Genomic DNA, 15,248 nt, shown 5'->3' with positions numbered 1-15,248 from the left:
CCGAACGCTTTCACCACCGTCACTGTCGGACAAGTGCCAGACTGTCCGGCGATGCCCTGCGAACGTTGACAACGCGTCAACGCTTTCCGGCGCTATTCTGCGACATCGCCACGATTTCGGTGGCCAGACCGGTCGCTGCGTAGCGTTTTCCGACGCCGGCAGGGGCAGTGCGGTGCTGCGGCGGTCAGCGCCGACCGGCTGGATCTTCGCCGGTCGGCGCTGACGGGTCAGACAGGGGCGGTGACGCGGACGGCCTCGGCGAAAACCTCCGAGCGGTGTTCGAAGTTGCGGAAGCGGCCGTAGCTGGGTGCGGCGGGTGAGAGCAGCACGACTCCACCGGCCGGGGTCACCTGCCGGGCCAGTTGCACCGCCTCGGCGAGGTCGTCGACCAGCTCGGTGCGCACCTTCGGCAGCCCGTCGAGTGCCCCGACGATCCGCGGACCGCTGTCCGGGATACCGATCACGGTCATCTCCCGCTCGGCCAGGTGCTCGCGCAGCGGCGTGTAGTCGACCCCGCGGTCGTTACCCCCGACGATGACGGTCAACGGACGCCCGTCGTAGGCGTCGATGGCGTGAATTGCCGCGTACGGGCTGGTCGCCAACGTGTCGTCGACGAAGGTCAGGCCCGACGGGTCGGCGATCTCGGTGAGCCGGTGGGCCAGTCCCTGGAACTCGGCGACCGCCACGGCCAGGGCGTCTTTGCGGTCGACCAGGTCGATGCCCAGGGCATCGAGCACGGCCAGGGCCACGCAGAGGTTTCCCTCGTTGTGCCGGCCGACCAGCGGCAGCACCGTCCGAGGGAAGAGCGGCTGGTCGACCCGGTGGAACCAGGGCGTACCGTCCGGGCCGGTAGCGACGTTCACCGAATCGGCGGTGCCGGCGCGCACCGCCGCACGGTCGCCCAGCTCGAACGCCAGCCGCGGATCAGCGCCGTTGACCACCACCGTGCGCGGGCCGTACGCGAGCAGGTTGAGTTTGTCGCGGTAGTACTCCCGTTCGCCGCCGTGCGCGTCGAGGTGCTCGGGGAACAGGGCGGTGACCACCGCCAGCCGGGGCGAGTCGGTCAGGTCGCTGCACTGGTAGCTGGACAGCTCAAGGACATAGAGCTCCGCCTCCGGCAGGTCCAGCGTCGGTACGCCGATGTTGCCGCCGAAGACATTCGGCCGGTCCACCGCGGTCAACAGGTGACTGATCAGGCTGGACGTGGTGCTCTTGCCCTTGCTTCCGGTCACCGCGATGGTGCGCGCCGCATGGTCGGCCATCCACAGCGACGTGCCCTGGGTGACAGTCGCACCCTGACGACGCAACTCCAGCAGCCAGGGATGCGTCTGCGGCACACCCGGGGAGCGGACCACCACGTCGGCGGCGGCCAACCGGGCGAAACCCTCCTCCCCGGTGACGAGCGGCGCGGCCTCCGCCAGCGACCCTTCCCAGGGCAGGGTGAGGAAGTTCGCGCCGTCGTCGACGGCAACGAGGTCGGCCGGGCCGTGGGCAGCGATGGCCGTCACCGCAGCCCGACCCTCTCGGCCGGCACCCCAGACGGCGACTTTACGTCCGCGCAGGTCAGACAAGCGCACAGGCTCTCCTCGGGTACGACGGCGGCAGGGCACGGTCCACCCGTACCGGACGCGGCCGGACGAACCAGGGCCTAGTATGGCGTGTGCTCAACACGCAGCTGGCGCGGATGGACGCCTTCACCTTTCCGTCCTACTCGATCGACCTGTCCACCGGCGAGGCGTTGTTCGACTACGCCCTGACCGGACCTGCTGGTGAGCAGCGGTTCACCGAGGTGGTCACGTTGCCGGTACCGGCGGAGTCCCCGTCGGACGCCGCCGTGGCGGCGCTGGGTCGGGTGCTGGAGCTGCTGCACGTGGTGGCGGGGGTCAGCTACTACAAGACGGCCGCGCCGGGTCGACTGCTACTGCCGGCACCGCTCGGCCCGGCCGCCGTCGAGTTCGTCACGGCCGTCTACACCAAGGGCCTCGCCGAGTACGCGTACCGCAACCAACTGCCGCATGTGCTGGAGCTGAGCCCGCAGGTGCCCGACGGGCAGGTGCAGGAGGCGCCCGGGTACGACAGCTCCGACCGGCGCCCGCTGTCGGCGGTCGGCGGTGGCAAGGACTCGATCGTCAGCCTGGAGGCGCTGCGCCGGGCCGGCCTCGACCCGGTGCCCTTCTCGGTCAACCCGAACCATGTGATCAACGCGGTGAACGAGGCATCCGGGCTGGCTCCCCTCGCGGCCCGGCGACGCATCGACCCGGTGCTGTTCGAACTGAACGCGGCCGGGGCCCGCAACGGACACATCCCGGTCACCGCGATCAACTCGCTGATCGCGGTGGCCACCGCCGTACTGCACGGGCTGGGCCCGGTGGTGATGTCGAACGAACGCTCGGCGTCAGATCCGAACCTGATCTGGAACGGGCACGAGATCAACCACCAGTGGTCCAAGGGCGTCGAGGCCGAAGGAATGCTGCGGGCGGCGCTCGCCGAGCACGCCGGGCTGGCCGAACCGTACTTTTCTCTGCTTCGCCCGCTGTCGGAACTACACATCGCCCGGCTGTTCGCCGGCATCGACCGCTACGACGACGTGGTCACCAGCTGCAATGCCGCGTTCAAACTGCGCGACGCCAGCGCACGCTGGTGCCGAGCCTGCCCCAAGTGCCGGTTCGTCTTCCTGGCGCTGGCTCCCTTCATGTCCCGGGAGCGGATCACCGGCATCTTCGGCGGCGACCTGCTCGCCGACTCCACGCAGATTCCGGGCTACCGTGAACTTCTCGGCATCGATGGGCACAAGCCGTTCGAGTGTGTCGGCGAGGTGGAGGAATCGGTGGTCGCGCTGAGCCTGCTCGCCCGACAGGCCGACTGGCGCGACGCCCCGGTGGTGGCCGCCCTGGTCGCCGCCGTTCCCGAGGGGGCGTGGAGTACCGCCGCCACCTCCGACACCTTCACCCCCGCTGCCGCCAACCACCACATCCCCTCCACCTACCAGAAAACCCTACAAACCCTGACCTTCTGACCCCCAACCTCCCCCGACCAGTTACGGCAGTCGTTTCATGACTTCAGCGGCTTCTGTCAGCCGCCACAACTGCATGATCGGCGCAACCGGGCGGGTAGGGGATGTCAGGGAGTGCGGATGGCGTCGAGAGCGAGAAGGGCCACCTGGAGGGAGAGGCAGGCGTCGACCGAGTCGAGGTCGACGTCGAGGATCCGACCGATGCGGGCCAGCCGCTCGTAGAACGCCGGCCGGGAAAGATGGGCGGCAGTGGCTGCCGCCGACTTGTTGCGGCCCTGTTCCAGGTAGGCCCGCAGCGTGCCGAGCAACTGCTCCCGGGGATGCTGCGCCTCGTACGCCAGAAGCGGGCCGAGTTGCCGCTCGACGAAGGTCTGTACCCGGGGTTCGTCGCGCAGCAGGTGCAGCAGCCCGGCCAACCCGACGTGCGGCAGCCGGAAGATCGGCAGGTCTCGCCGGTCCCGGCGGGCCGCGTCAGCGACCTGACGGGCCTCGATCAGTGACCGGCGGGCCTCCCGCAGGCTGCCCACCCCGGAGCCCGCGGCGACCAGCAGCCCGGCACCGGGCGGGCGGGCCGAACTCGCCTTGTCGTCGGCGCGGCCGGACGGCTCGACGCGGCCCGGCACGTCGGGGCGGGACCGGCGCAGCGCAGCGGCGAAGGCGGACAGCGACCGCTCCTCCGCTGCCGCGTCCGGCAGGGCGAGCAGGACACCCACCGTCTGGTCGTCCACCGCACTTGTCAGCCCGGTCAGACCGGCCTCCCGTAGGGCCTGCCCGGCAGCCTCGGCGAGGTCACGCAACCGGGCCGGACCGGCGTCGGCGTTCTCGGGCGCCTCGCCGGGGTGTCCCGGTTCGATCAGCGGCCCGCTGCCCACTGGTCGGTGGCGGCGCGGCGTGTCCGTGTCGCCGTCGTCGCCCCGGTGGCGGACCACCACCCCGATGAGCTGACGTCGTTCCAGCACCACCCCCAGTGCCCGCGCCCGCAGGGCGACCTCGTCCACCGGCCGGGAATGGTCGAGCAGGGCGGTGAGCAGGGTTCGGTGCAGCTGACGTTCCAGACCTTCGGCGTCGCGTCGGATCAGTCGACCGAGCGCCAGCGTGGACGCCGCCCGTTCCACGAGGATCGTCAGTCGGGTCGGTGGTGTCGAGGACGGGCCGCCGTGCCCGGCCGGGGAGTGGGCCGGCACCGGTGCGGACCGCCCGCCGGCCGCCGCCAGTGGCTGCCCACCCGTCAGGTCACCGCCGGGCGGCCAGCGCAGCAGCAACCGGCCCCAGTCCTGACCACGGGCACCCACCATGGTGACCAGCCAGCCCCGATCCTGGTCGTACGCTGTGCGCCCTTCGGGTCGGATCCGCCGGGAATGCTGCTCCCACCCGTCCAGCAGCAGCTCGGCGCTCTCCCCCGCAGGGTCGTACGCCAGCACCTGGCGGGACAGGTTCTCCAACACCACAGGGCAACCGGACAGCTCGGCTGCCTGCCGGACCACCTCCCCGGCCTCGGCGCCCTCCACCGACAGCTCGGTGAACCGCTGGTGGATCTCCTCGGTGGCGCGCAGCTCGGTGAGTTGCGCGTCCACGATCAACGCGTGCACCGCCTCGGTGACCCGTACGAAGGGGGTGGCCCGACGCAGCTCCACCAACGGCAGACCGTGACGTTCGGCGGCGGCCACCATCACCCGGGGTACGCCGTCGAGATAGCGACGCCCCAGTTCGACGACCAGCCCGGAGACGCCGACGCCGGCAAGGTCCCCGATGAAGGCCCGCAACCCGGCGTCGTCGCCGGGCAGCCCGATACCGGTGGTGAGCACCAGCTCGCCCCCGCCGAGCAGGGTGGCGATGTCCGGCACCTCGGCGACGTGCACCCAACGCACCCGGCGGTCCAGCCCGACCTCCCCGGCTGCCAGGCGAGGCGCGCCGTGACGGACCGGATCCAGGGCAAGAACCTCACGCACGGTAGGGAACACCCGCGCCACGCTACCGTCCGTGACGCGCGTCGCGTGCTCGACGGTGCCTCTCCGGCTGCCAGGACCCGGTCGAGGCGGAAACCGGACGGGATGCGCCGCAGTCGGCGCGAGGCCACCGGCAGCAACTCAGAGTGGATCGTCGCGGCCCAGCTCCCAGCAGGCCACGGCGGTGGCGGCAGCGACGTTCAGCGAGTCGACGCCGCGTCGCATCGGGATCACCACCCGGACGTCGCTGCCTGCCATCGCCGCGCCGGTCAGCCCGGCGCCCTCGGCACCGAGCAGCAGCGCGGCCCGGGACCGCTGGGCCGGGTTCAGTCGCTGGACAGGTACCGCGTCCGGTGCCGGCGTCATCGCCAGCACGGTGAAACCGGCGGATCGGACGTCGGCCAGCGCGGTCGGCCACGGTTCCAGTTTCGCGTACGGCACAGCGAAGACCTCACCCATGCTCACCCGTACGCTGCGCCGGTAGAGCGGGTCGGCGCAGGTGGGCGAGAGCAGCACGGCGTCCACTCCCAGCCCTGCCACCGCCCGGAAGATCGCGCCCAGGTTCGTATGGTTGTTGACGTCTTCGAGGATCACCACGCGACCGGCGGTGGTGAGCACCTCACCGGCGGTCGGCAGCGGCTTGCGCCGGAACGAGGCGAGCACGCCCCGGTGTACGTGGAATCCGGTCGCCTCGTGCAGCACGTCGGGGGTGGCGGCGTACACCGGGGCGTCGCCGGTGTCGAGGTCGGCGAGTTGGTCGACCCGCTTCGCGTCGACGAGGAAGGACCGGGCCGGGTAGCCGGCCCGCAGGGCCCGCCGCAGCACAAGTTCCCCCTCGGCGATGAACAGTCCGTGCGGAGGCTCCCAGCGGGTGCGCAGCTCGACGTCGGTGAGCGCCCGGTAGTCGGCGATCCGCTCGTCGTCGGGCTCGGTGATCAGGTGGACGGGCACCCGCCGATTCTGCCGGACTCGCCGACGCGGGACGTCGCAGGTGCCGGCGGCGCACCGGACACCTACGACGTGATCGACTGGCGGGCGGGATGTCACTTCATGGCGGCGAGCTGGATCAGGTTGCCGCAGGTGTCGTCGAGCACGGCGGTGACCACCGGGCCCATATCGGTCGCCTCCTGGGTGAACTCGACGCCCAGTCCCTTGAGGCGTTCGACCTCGGCGTACACGTCGTCGACGGCGAACGAGGTGACCGGGATGCCGTCGGCGACCGGCGCCTGCTGGAACGGGCCGGTGGCCGGGTGGCCGGCCGGTTCCAGCAGCAGCTCGACGCCATCGGGGTCGGCCGGCGAGACGACGGTGAGCCAGCGGGCGTCCCCGGCGGGCAGGTCGGTCTTCTTGATGAACCCCAGCTTCTCCGTATAGAAGGCGAGTGCCTTGGCTTGGTCGTCGACGTACACGCTGGTGACGTGGATACGGATCACGAACTTGGTGCCTCTCGGTCGATGGGCCACCGCTGGAAGATCGAGCGCAGCGGGCTCGTGTCGAGGTGGTGGAACTTGTACCGACCTTCTCTTCGGGTGTGTACCAGGCCAGCTTGTTCCAGCACCGCGAGGTGCTGTGAGATCGCCTGGCGCGAGGAGGTCAGGTTGTGCCTCATGGCCAGTCGGCCGCAGATCTCGAAGAGCGTCTGACCGTCCCGGTCGACCAGCTCGTCGAGGATCGTGCGTCGCGTCGCGTCGCCGATGGCCTTGAACAGGTCACGGTCCGCGTCCACAGGCACAGTTATAGGCAAGCGAGCACTTGCATGTCAAGCGGGGCCGTCCCACCCGTGAGTCGCCCGACGACCTGTCCGAGCTCACGACCGCGCCACGCCACGGGTGCCGGTTTCGTCGTTGCGGGCACGGGAATGCCGGGCCACTGGCGTTCGCAGCCCGACCCGGAAGGCGTACCCGATGAGCGCAGACCACGTCGGCACCCACGTGTCGGCCGATCCGTGGCCGTTGCCCCGTGCGGCCAGCGTCGCGGACCACCTCGTGCAGCGGCTCGCCTGCTGGGGTGTCCGCCGCTACTTCGGCTTCCCCGGCGACGGCATCAACGGGATGACCTCCGCCCTGCAACGCACCAACGAGCAGGTGCAGTTCGTCCAGGTGCGGCACGAGGAGACCGCCGGGTTCGCCGCCTCGGCGCACGTCAAGTACGGCGGCGGACCGCTCGGCGCGGTACTCGTGACGAGCGGTCCGGGCGCCATCCACGCCCTCAACGGGCTCTACGACGCGAAGCTGGACCACCAGCCGGTGGTCGCCCTGGTCGGGCACACCGCGCTCACCGCCGAGGGCGGCGGCTACTACCAGGAGGTGGACCTGCTCGCCCTCTACAAGGACGTGGCGGCGGCGTTCCTCGCCCAGCTCGATCACCCCTCCCAGGTGGGCCATCTGGTCGACCGGGCGTGCCGGACCGCGCTGGCCCGGCGTACCGTCACCGCGCTGGTGCTGCCACTCGACGTGCAGGACCTGCCGGCGGTGCCTGACCCACCGCACGCGCACGGCTTCTACCACACCAGCAGCGTGCCGAGCAGCGGCCCGACCACGCCGCCGGAGGCGGAGATCCGGCACGCCGCGCAGGTGCTGGGCAGCGGTCAGCGGGTGGCCATGCTCGTCGGGCAGGGCGCGCTCGGCGCCAAGAACGAGGTCCGCGAGATCGCCCACCGCCTCGGGGCGGGAGTGGCGACGGCACTGCTCGGCTTCGCCACCGTGGATCACCGGGAACCCTGGGTGACCGGCGCCATCGGACTGCTCGGCACCCGGCCCAGCTGGCAGCTGATGAACCAGTGTGACCGGCTGCTGATCGTCGGCAGCAACATGCCGTACTCGGAGTATTATCCGTCACCCGGACAGGCACGCGCGGTGCAGATCGACCATGACGCCACCCAGCTCGGTCTGCGTTACCCGACGGAGGTCAACCTGACCGGTGACGCCGCGCCGACCCTCCGGGCGCTGCTGGCCGCACTCGGCCCGGGCCCGGGGCCGACCCGCTGGCGGGAGACCATCGCCGGGGCCACCGCCGCGTGGCGGCAGTCGCAGCGGGAGCTGGCCGAGCAGGACGCCGATCCGGTCAACCCGCAGTTGCTCTTCGCCAGCCTCGACGAGCGCCTGCCCGACGACGTGATGCTCGCCGTCGACTGTGGCACCACCACCGCCTGGTACGCCCGGCACCTCAAGGTGCGTCCGGGGATGCTGGCCAGCCTGTCGGGCACCCTGCTGTCGATGGGCGGTGCCATGCCGTACGCCCTGGCGGCCAAGTTCGCCCACCCGGACCGCCCGCTGGTCGCGCTGATCGGTGACGGGGCGATGCAGATGAACGGGGTCAACGAGCTGATCACGGTGGCGAAGTACTGGCAGGGCTGGACCGACCCACGGTTCGTGGTGCTGGTGCTAAACAACCGGCAGTTGGCCTTCGTCAGCTGGGAACAGCGTTCGACCGAGGGGACCCCGATGTTCCCCGACAGTCAACAGGTACCCGACATCGCCTACCACCGCTGGGCCGAGGTGCTGGGACTACGCGGCGAACTCGTCGACCGTCCCGACCAGGTGGCCGATGTGTGGGACCGGGCGCTGCGCGCCGACCGCCCGACGGTCATCAACGCGCTAGTCGACCCCGCCGAGCTGATGATGCCTCCGCACTTCACCGCCGAGCAGGCCCGTAACACCGCCGCCGCGGTACTACGTGGCGACAGCGACCGGGCCGGCATCATCCGCCGCAGCGTCCCCAGCGTCGTGGCCACCTACCGCCCCCGCCGCTGACCCGCACCTGCGGCGGGTCAGCCCCGGCGGTTCTGGAGCCAGCGGCGGAGGTCGGACAGAGGGTCTTCCTCCTCGGTGCGACGCGGTTCGGTGCGCGGTTCTCGTTCGACCGGGCGTCGGGGGGTGCCGACCAGCTCCGGGCTGGGCGGGGTGAACGCCTGTTCCGGCTGGCCCTCGACGGCCGTGCCGATGATCCTGGCGACCGCGTCGATCACCCGGGCCTGCACGGCGGCGCCGACGGGGTCGCTCGGATCGTCCGGGTTGGCGGCGATGCCGGCCACCGCGACCTGCGGGGTGTACCCGACGAAGCTCTCCGTGGCGGCCTGGTCGGAGCTGCCGGTCTTGCCGGCCACGGGACGCCCGTCGAGGATCCGGTTCACGGCGGTGGCGGTGCCGCCGTTGCACTGCCCGAAGGCGGACTGCTGGCCCACCGGGCAGCGTGCCGCGTCGGTGGCGGCTCGGGCCACGTCGGCGTCGAGCACCTGCCGGCAGGACGGGTCACCGACCGCCAGCTGTCGTCCGTCGGGCGCTGTCACCGACACCACCGGAAGCAGCGTGCAGTACGTCCCCTCGGCCGCCACGGTGGCGTACGCGTTGGCCAGGTCCAGAGGGGTGGTGGCGGCCACTCCGAGGGTGAACGCGCCCCAGTCGGCCGCGTCGTTCTCGGCGAAGGCCGCGTCGTTCTCGGCGCGGAAGGTGATGCCCAGCCGCTGGGCCATCTCGACCACCTTCTCGGGACCGACCTGCTCGGCCAACCAGACGAAGTAGGTGTTCACCGAACGACCGAAGCCGTCCCACATCATCCGGTAGCCGTCCATCCACTCCGGGTTGGCGTTGGCTGGACACCAGCGGCCGTAGCAGCTGCTGTCCCCGTCCGCCGGGTAGCGGGTGGGTAGCCGGCTGGGCGCGTCGAAGCCGGTGGACAGGGTACGCCCTGACTCCAGCGCGGCGAGCATGGTGAACAACTTGAAGGTGGAGCCCGCCTGGTAGCCGGCGACGTCGACGCCGCCGGAGATCAACGGGTTGACGGTGTTCGGGTAGTTGACCTGCCCGTCGGGGTTGCCTTCGAGGCTGTAGTGCCGGTTGACAGCCATCCCCAGGATCCGACCGGTGCCGGGCTCGACGGCGGCGATCGGCACCGCGTGCGGGTTGTCGTACCCGTAGATGCTCGTGGCCTCGCGCTGCGCGGTGGCCTGGATCTCCGGGTCGAGCGTGGTGACCACGGTGTAGCCGCCGCGTCGTAGCGCCTGCTCCCGCTCGGCGACGGTCTCGCCGAACTCCGGCTGGGTGGTCCACCAGCGGCGCAAGTAGTCGCAGAAAAAGCCCCACCCGTCGCGCCCGCTGGCGGTGGCGGCGCAACCGTTCGCCTGCTCGCTCGGGACCAGGGTCAACTCCTCCGACCGCGCTTCGGCGGCCTGCTCGGAGGTGATCGCCCCGGTCTCGACCATGGAGTCCAGTACGTATCCCCGCCGCTCCAGCGCCGCGTCGGCGTCACCGTCGATCGGGCTGTACGCCTCCGGCGACTGCACCAGACCGGCGAGCAGCGCCGCCTCGGCGAGGGTCAGGTCTGCCGGCGCCTTGGAGAAGTAGCGCTGGCTGGCGGCAGCCACTCCGTACGCCCCGGAGCCGAAGTACGCGATGTTCAGGTAACGGTTCAGAATCTCGTCCTTGTCGAGACGTTCTTCCAGCGCGTTGGCGTACCGGATCTCCTGGAGCTTGCGCCCGATCGTCGGCTCGGTGGCCGCGGCCCGTTCCTCCGCGCTGCGACTCGGGTCGGTCTTGAGCACGTTGCGTACGTACTGCATGGTGAGCGTCGAGCCGCCCTGGCCGGTGCCCTCGGTGACGTTGCTGACCACCGCACGCAGCATGCCGCGCAGGTCGACCCCGCCGTGATCGTAGAAGCGCCGGTCCTCGGCTGCCACGATTGCTTCGCGCATCACCGGGGCGATCTCCGCCAACGGCACATCGGTGCGGTTGACGTCGTAGAAGGTGGTGATCAACGTCTTGCCGTCGTTGGCGTAGAGGTAGGACCGCTGCGGGGTGGCCGGGGTCCGCAACGCGTCGGGCAGCGCGGCGTAGTGGCCGAGTGCCGTCTTCGCGGCGAACCCGAGCAGCAGGTTGCCCGGCAGCACAGCGACCGCCAGGACCAGACCGGCGAGTGCGCCGGTCAGCACGACGGTGAACAGCCGCGACAGCGGCGTAGGGGTGGCCATGGTCACCAGGATTGCCACGAAAGCCGCCTTCCGGCCAACACAATTGGCCAGTTGTCAGGCAATTCACCGCCATTTGCCAGCTGCTGCTGTGCTGGCCGACGGCGAATAGCTGGAATGAACCCGATAGCCGGCATCCGGCGCATCCGGTGTATGGACAGTCCAACGAGTCCACCCTGTCGGCAACCCGACAGCCGGCAGTCGACGGCCCGGCCCGGCGCCCGCCGACCGTTCCGTGCCCGCGCTACGAGTGGTCCGGGCCGCAGGGTGGTACGGAGTTCCTCAGGCGGTTCCGAGCGGGCCCGCGCCACCAGGTCCCGCCGGAGCAGCCGGACCAGCGGTGGCGACGCTGGCACTTGTGGCGTCGCGGAGGATCTCCCGGGGCAGCAGGCGACCCGAGCGGTAGCAGATGCCGATGCCAGAGATCAACGCGAAGATCGCCCCGAAGGTCTGCAGCGAGCCGATCAACGCGCCACCAAGTCCGAGCAGCGGGCTCGCGATCATCAACATCACCCCGTCCCCGATGCTGAACATCCCCGAACGGGCCACCGCCCACCCGGTCAGCAGCCAACCGGCGCTGTAGCAGGTGGCACCGACGAGTACCAGCGACCTGGCGGTGGTGCCGAAGACCGGAGTCTGCTCGGACAGCCCGGCGAACGGCAGCATCAGCACCGTACCGGCGATGCTGACCAGCACGCCGGCCACGGCCGCGTGCCGGCTCCGGGTCGCGGCGAGCAGACCGGCAAGGCCGAGCAGGGCCAGCAGGCCGAGCCAGACCGCGGCGACCCATCCGATCAGATACAACGCGCGGCCGTCAGCCGGGTACGGATCGTTGCCCACCCCGCCGTCGCTCGCCATCGCCACCGCACCGTAGAGGATCGCGTACGCCGGTAGCAGCCAGACCGCGGCCCGCGCCAGCCGCCGCAGCGACCAGGCCCAACTGGCGTTGGTGGCGGGTCCCGGTGGCACCGGCTCGTCGATGAAGGGCAGGACGCCGAACCCCCCGCCGGTACGCCGGGTCCCGATCGGCCCTTTCGGATCGTGGACGCCGGCCGCCTCCGGCGTCGACCACAGCCGCCGCACCGGCTCCATGAGTCACCTCGCTCACCCGCAGGCGGTGCCGGGACACGTCGAGGTGTCCCGGTGCCTGGTCACCACCCGCACTAGGACCGATGGTCGCAGGCGCCACACCAGCTCATGAGCGTTTTTCGCATTTGACGTCGCGTCCGGGCCAAACAATCAAAACCGCCCCTGCAACAGCCGACCAGGCCAGGAGCCGGCCCCGAACGCCGAACCGGCCCGGACCGCTGCGAGCGGTCCGGGCCGGTTCCGGATCGGATCAGCCGCGCTCGCGTTGATCCGAGGTGTCGTTGAGCAACGCGCCCGCAGAGACCGGCTCCGGCGCCGGCAACCCCTGCGGGCTGTTGCCGCCGGTGGCCTGCGCCTCGGCCACGCGTACCTCGTCGTGGATCTGCTGGGCCGCCGCCGCGGCGGCCTGCGCGGCCTCCGCCGCCTCCCGCTCGACGGCGCTGGCGTCGTCGGAGGCCTCCTTGCTCGGCGCGTCACCGACCATCTGGCCCAGGCCACCGAGTGCGCCGCCCATACCCTCCAGTGCCTTGGTCAGCTCGGTCGGCACGATCCACACCTTGTTGGCCGTGCCGTTGGCGATCTGCGGCAGAGCCTGCAGATACTGGTACGCGAGCACCTTCTGGCTCGGATTGGCCTGGTGGATGGCGTCGAAAACGGTACGAATCGCCTTCGCCTGACCCTCGGCCTGCAGGATGCGCGCCTGCCGGTCACCGTCGGCCCGCAGCACCGCCGCCTGCTTCTCACCCTCCGCAGACAGGATCTGCGACTGCTTGTGACCCTCGGCATTGAGGATCGCAGCCCGGCGGTCCCGCTCGGCCCGCATCTGCTTCTCCATCGAGTCACGGATGCTCGGCGGCGGCTCGATGGCCTTGATCTCCACCCGGGTCACCTTGATGCCCCAGCGGCCGGTGGTCTCGTCCAGCACGCCGGAGAGATGCCGGTTGATTTCCTCCCTGCTGGTCAGCGCCCGCTCCAGATCCAGGGAACCGATGACGTTACGCAGCGTGGTGACGGTCAGCTGTTCGATCGCCTGGAGAAAATTGGAGATCTCGTAGGTGGCCCGGACGGAGTCCACCACCTTGAAGTATAGAACGGTGTCGATCGAGACGACCAGGTTGTCCGAGGTGATCACCGGCTGCGGCGGGAAGCTGACCACCTGCTCGCGCATGTCGACCTTGGTACGCACCGCGTCGACGAACGGTACGAGAATGTTCAAGCCAGGATTCAACGTGCGCTTGTACCGACCGAGCCGCTCGACGACGTCCTGACGCTGCTGCGGCACGATCCGCACCGACTTGGCCAGGGTGACCACCGCGATCAGCGCCACTGCTATCAGCAGGACGGGAACTACGACTTCCATCCGCTCACCTTTCCGCTTCGGGTAACTCACCGGGAGTGGTGACGTCCCGCCAGACCAGGGCTACCGCTCCCTTGACCTGGATAACCTGCACCCGCTCGCCGGGTGCGAAAACCTGGGTGGCGTCGTAGGCGCGAGCGCTCCACACCTCGCCGTCGATCTTCACCATGCCCTGGTCGGCGTCCACCTGCTCCAACACCAGGGCGGTCGAGCCCTCGATCGCCTCCAGCCCGAAGGTGGCGTCGCCGCTGTCGGAGCTGGTCTGTTTGTGTCGCTGGATGACCGGCCGCGCGGCGAAGACGGTGAGCGCGGAGACAACCGCGAAGACGACCGCCTGCACAGCCACCGGGGCCCCGAGCGCGGCAGCGCCCGCGGCAGCGAACGCACCGACCGCAAACATGATCAGAAACAGGGTCGCCGTGAAGATCTCGGCGACCGCCAGCACCACACCCAGCACGATCCACAGCACGGCATCCACGTAACGATCGTGACATGTCCGCGCACGCGTCATCGAACTGTCATGATCTCAGAGCCGCGACCACCAGCACTGCGACGACAATTCATGCCCCCGCGTCCGGAACCGTCCGGCCACCGCCGACACGCCCGACCGGCACGTCACCTCGCAGTGGAGCGGACCACCACCGTCTGCGGCGTCGGCGACTCCCGGGACAGGCGGCGCACCGCAGTATTGAGCACCGCGATCAGTGGTACCGCGACGAGCGCACCGACGATGCCCTCCAGCACCACTCCGGCGGTCACCGCCAGCACCACCGGCAACGGGTGCAGCGCCACCGCCCTCCCCATGATCCACGGTTGCAGGACGTTGCCCTCCACCTGCTGCACCACGATCACCGCGCCGAGGATGATCAGCGCGGTGACCCAGCCGCCGTCGACCAGAGCCACCAGGGCAGCGACCGCGCCGGACAGCGTCGCGCCGACGATCGGGATGAACGCGCCGAGAAACACCAGCGCCGTCAACGGGAAGGCGAACGGCACATCGAGCAGCACCAGGGCGATCCCGATGCCCACCGCGTCGATGAACGCCACCAGCACCGTGGCGCGTACGTAGGCGACCAGGGTCCGCCAGGAGGCACGCCCGGCGTCGTCGACCCGCCAGCGAGCGGCGGCCGGAAACGTCCCGACCAGGAAACGCCAGATCCGGTCGCCGTCGCGCAGGAAGAAGAACAGGGCGAACAGGACCAGAAGTGCACCGGTGAACACCTCCACCACGGTGCCGGCGGTGGCGATCGCATTGCTCGTCAGCGCCTGCGAATTCTCGTTGATCCAGTTCTGCCCGGCCTCGACGTACTGGTCGAGTTGTCCGTCGGAGAGATTGAGCGGCCCGTCACGCAGCCAGTCCTGGATCTGCCCGATGCCGGCAGCGGCGCTGGCACTGAGCTCGGGCAGGCCGGCGATGAACTCGTCGACCACCAGGGTCAGGGTGCCGACCACCGCGGCCAGCCCACCGATCAGCACCACGGCGGTGGCCAGCGTACGCGGGAACCTGGCGCGCAACAGCCACCCGACAGCCGGGGCCAGCAGGGCGGCGAGCAGCAGGGCCACGAGCAACGGGACGATGACGACGCGGACGGCGCCGAAGATCCGCAACAACGCCCAGCCGACGATCCCGACGACGAGCAGCCGCCATGACCAGGCGGCGGCGATGCGCAGACCTCTCGGCACGTCAGCGTCGTCCCGACTCACGGTGGAGGCGGAACTGTCCGCCGTCGGCGCCACCGGTTCGGCGACGAACCGTTCCTGTTCGGCCGTCCACTCGTCGCGTCGCGCCTTCTCCCGTTCACGAGCGATACGCGCCGACTCCCGTCCTGCCGCGTACGCCTCACGCAACCGCTGTCGCAGTTGCCCCAACCGGCTCACGTG

General features: G+C 70.4%; 12 protein-coding genes. 2 read left to right on the top strand and 10 right to left on the bottom strand.

Going from position 1 to position 15,248, the window contains the following annotated elements; genetic code table 11:
* Positions 1 to 227: 227 nt before the first annotated feature.
* A complete protein-coding gene (gene murD, locus HCA58_RS04560; RefSeq protein ID WP_169596475.1) occupies positions 228 to 1,577 on the bottom strand; it encodes a UDP-N-acetylmuramoyl-L-alanine--D-glutamate ligase in 1,350 nt (449 codons plus the stop codon).
* An 83-nt stretch (positions 1,578 to 1,660) separates the two neighbouring features.
* Between murD and HCA58_RS04555 the strand changes: the two genes are divergently transcribed.
* Positions 1,661 to 3,016 carry a hypothetical protein gene (locus tag HCA58_RS04555; RefSeq protein ID WP_169596474.1) on the top strand — a complete coding sequence of 452 codons (1,356 nt, stop codon included), beginning with the start codon at positions 1,661 to 1,663 and terminating at the stop codon, positions 3,014 to 3,016.
* A 104-nt stretch (positions 3,017 to 3,120) separates the two neighbouring features.
* On the opposite strand, the gene HCA58_RS04550 is transcribed toward HCA58_RS04555, so the two are convergent.
* The 4 genes from HCA58_RS04550 to HCA58_RS04535 form a co-directional block, all read right to left on the bottom strand.
* Positions 3,121 to 4,983: a PucR family transcriptional regulator gene (locus tag HCA58_RS04550; protein WP_169596473.1), complete on the bottom strand. Its 1,863-nt coding sequence runs from the start codon at positions 4,981 to 4,983 to the stop codon at positions 3,121 to 3,123.
* Positions 4,984 to 5,100: 117 nt separating this feature from the next.
* On the bottom strand, positions 5,101 to 5,910 hold the full coding sequence (locus tag HCA58_RS04545) for an RNA methyltransferase (RefSeq protein WP_169596472.1): 810 nt from the start codon (positions 5,908 to 5,910) through the stop codon (positions 5,101 to 5,103).
* A 92-nt stretch (positions 5,911 to 6,002) separates the two neighbouring features.
* Positions 6,003 to 6,389: a VOC family protein gene (locus HCA58_RS04540; RefSeq protein ID WP_346775876.1), complete on the bottom strand. Its 387-nt coding sequence runs from the start codon at positions 6,387 to 6,389 to the stop codon at positions 6,003 to 6,005.
* Positions 6,389 to 6,691 (bottom strand): metalloregulator ArsR/SmtB family transcription factor, encoded by a 303-nt coding sequence (locus HCA58_RS04535; RefSeq protein WP_346775862.1) that lies wholly within the window; start codon positions 6,689 to 6,691, stop codon positions 6,389 to 6,391. The genes HCA58_RS04540 and HCA58_RS04535 overlap by 1 nt, the downstream gene beginning before the upstream one ends.
* Before the next feature lie 172 nt (positions 6,692 to 6,863).
* On the opposite strand from HCA58_RS04535, the gene HCA58_RS04530 reads away from it, so the two are divergent.
* Complete coding sequence (locus tag HCA58_RS04530) at positions 6,864 to 8,711, top strand: thiamine pyrophosphate-requiring protein (protein ID WP_169596469.1); 1,848 nt, start codon at positions 6,864 to 6,866, stop codon at positions 8,709 to 8,711.
* Positions 8,712 to 8,728: 17 nt separating this feature from the next.
* On the opposite strand, the gene HCA58_RS04525 is transcribed toward HCA58_RS04530, so the two are convergent.
* The 5 genes from HCA58_RS04525 to HCA58_RS04505 form a co-directional block, all read right to left on the bottom strand.
* On the bottom strand, positions 8,729 to 10,924 hold the full coding sequence (locus HCA58_RS04525) for a transglycosylase domain-containing protein (RefSeq protein ID WP_169596633.1): 2,196 nt from the start codon (positions 10,922 to 10,924) through the stop codon (positions 8,729 to 8,731).
* A 279-nt stretch (positions 10,925 to 11,203) separates the two neighbouring features.
* Positions 11,204 to 12,013: a hypothetical protein gene (locus HCA58_RS04520; protein ID WP_169596468.1), complete on the bottom strand. Its 810-nt coding sequence runs from the start codon at positions 12,011 to 12,013 to the stop codon at positions 11,204 to 11,206.
* A 247-nt stretch (positions 12,014 to 12,260) separates the two neighbouring features.
* Positions 12,261 to 13,370 carry an SPFH domain-containing protein gene (locus HCA58_RS04515; RefSeq protein WP_169596467.1) on the bottom strand — a complete coding sequence of 370 codons (1,110 nt, stop codon included), beginning with the start codon at positions 13,368 to 13,370 and terminating at the stop codon, positions 12,261 to 12,263.
* A gap of 4 nt (positions 13,371 to 13,374) precedes the next feature.
* On the bottom strand, positions 13,375 to 13,845 hold the full coding sequence (locus tag HCA58_RS04510; RefSeq protein WP_169596466.1) for an NfeD family protein: 471 nt from the start codon (positions 13,843 to 13,845) through the stop codon (positions 13,375 to 13,377).
* Positions 13,846 to 13,982: 137 nt separating this feature from the next.
* The gene (locus HCA58_RS04505) at positions 13,983 to 15,245 is read right to left on the bottom strand and encodes an AI-2E family transporter (protein WP_169596465.1); all 1,263 of its coding nucleotides are present in this window, start codon (positions 15,243 to 15,245) and stop codon (positions 13,983 to 13,985) included.
* Positions 15,246 to 15,248: the final 3 nt, after the last annotated feature.

It is taken from the genome of Micromonospora sp. HNM0581 (assembly GCF_012726175.1).
In the GTDB taxonomy this organism is placed as follows: Bacteria; Actinomycetota; Actinomycetes; order Mycobacteriales; family Micromonosporaceae; genus Micromonospora.
Note: the sequence above shows the minus strand (reverse complement) of the source record. Positions and strands in the feature narration are given on the sequence as shown.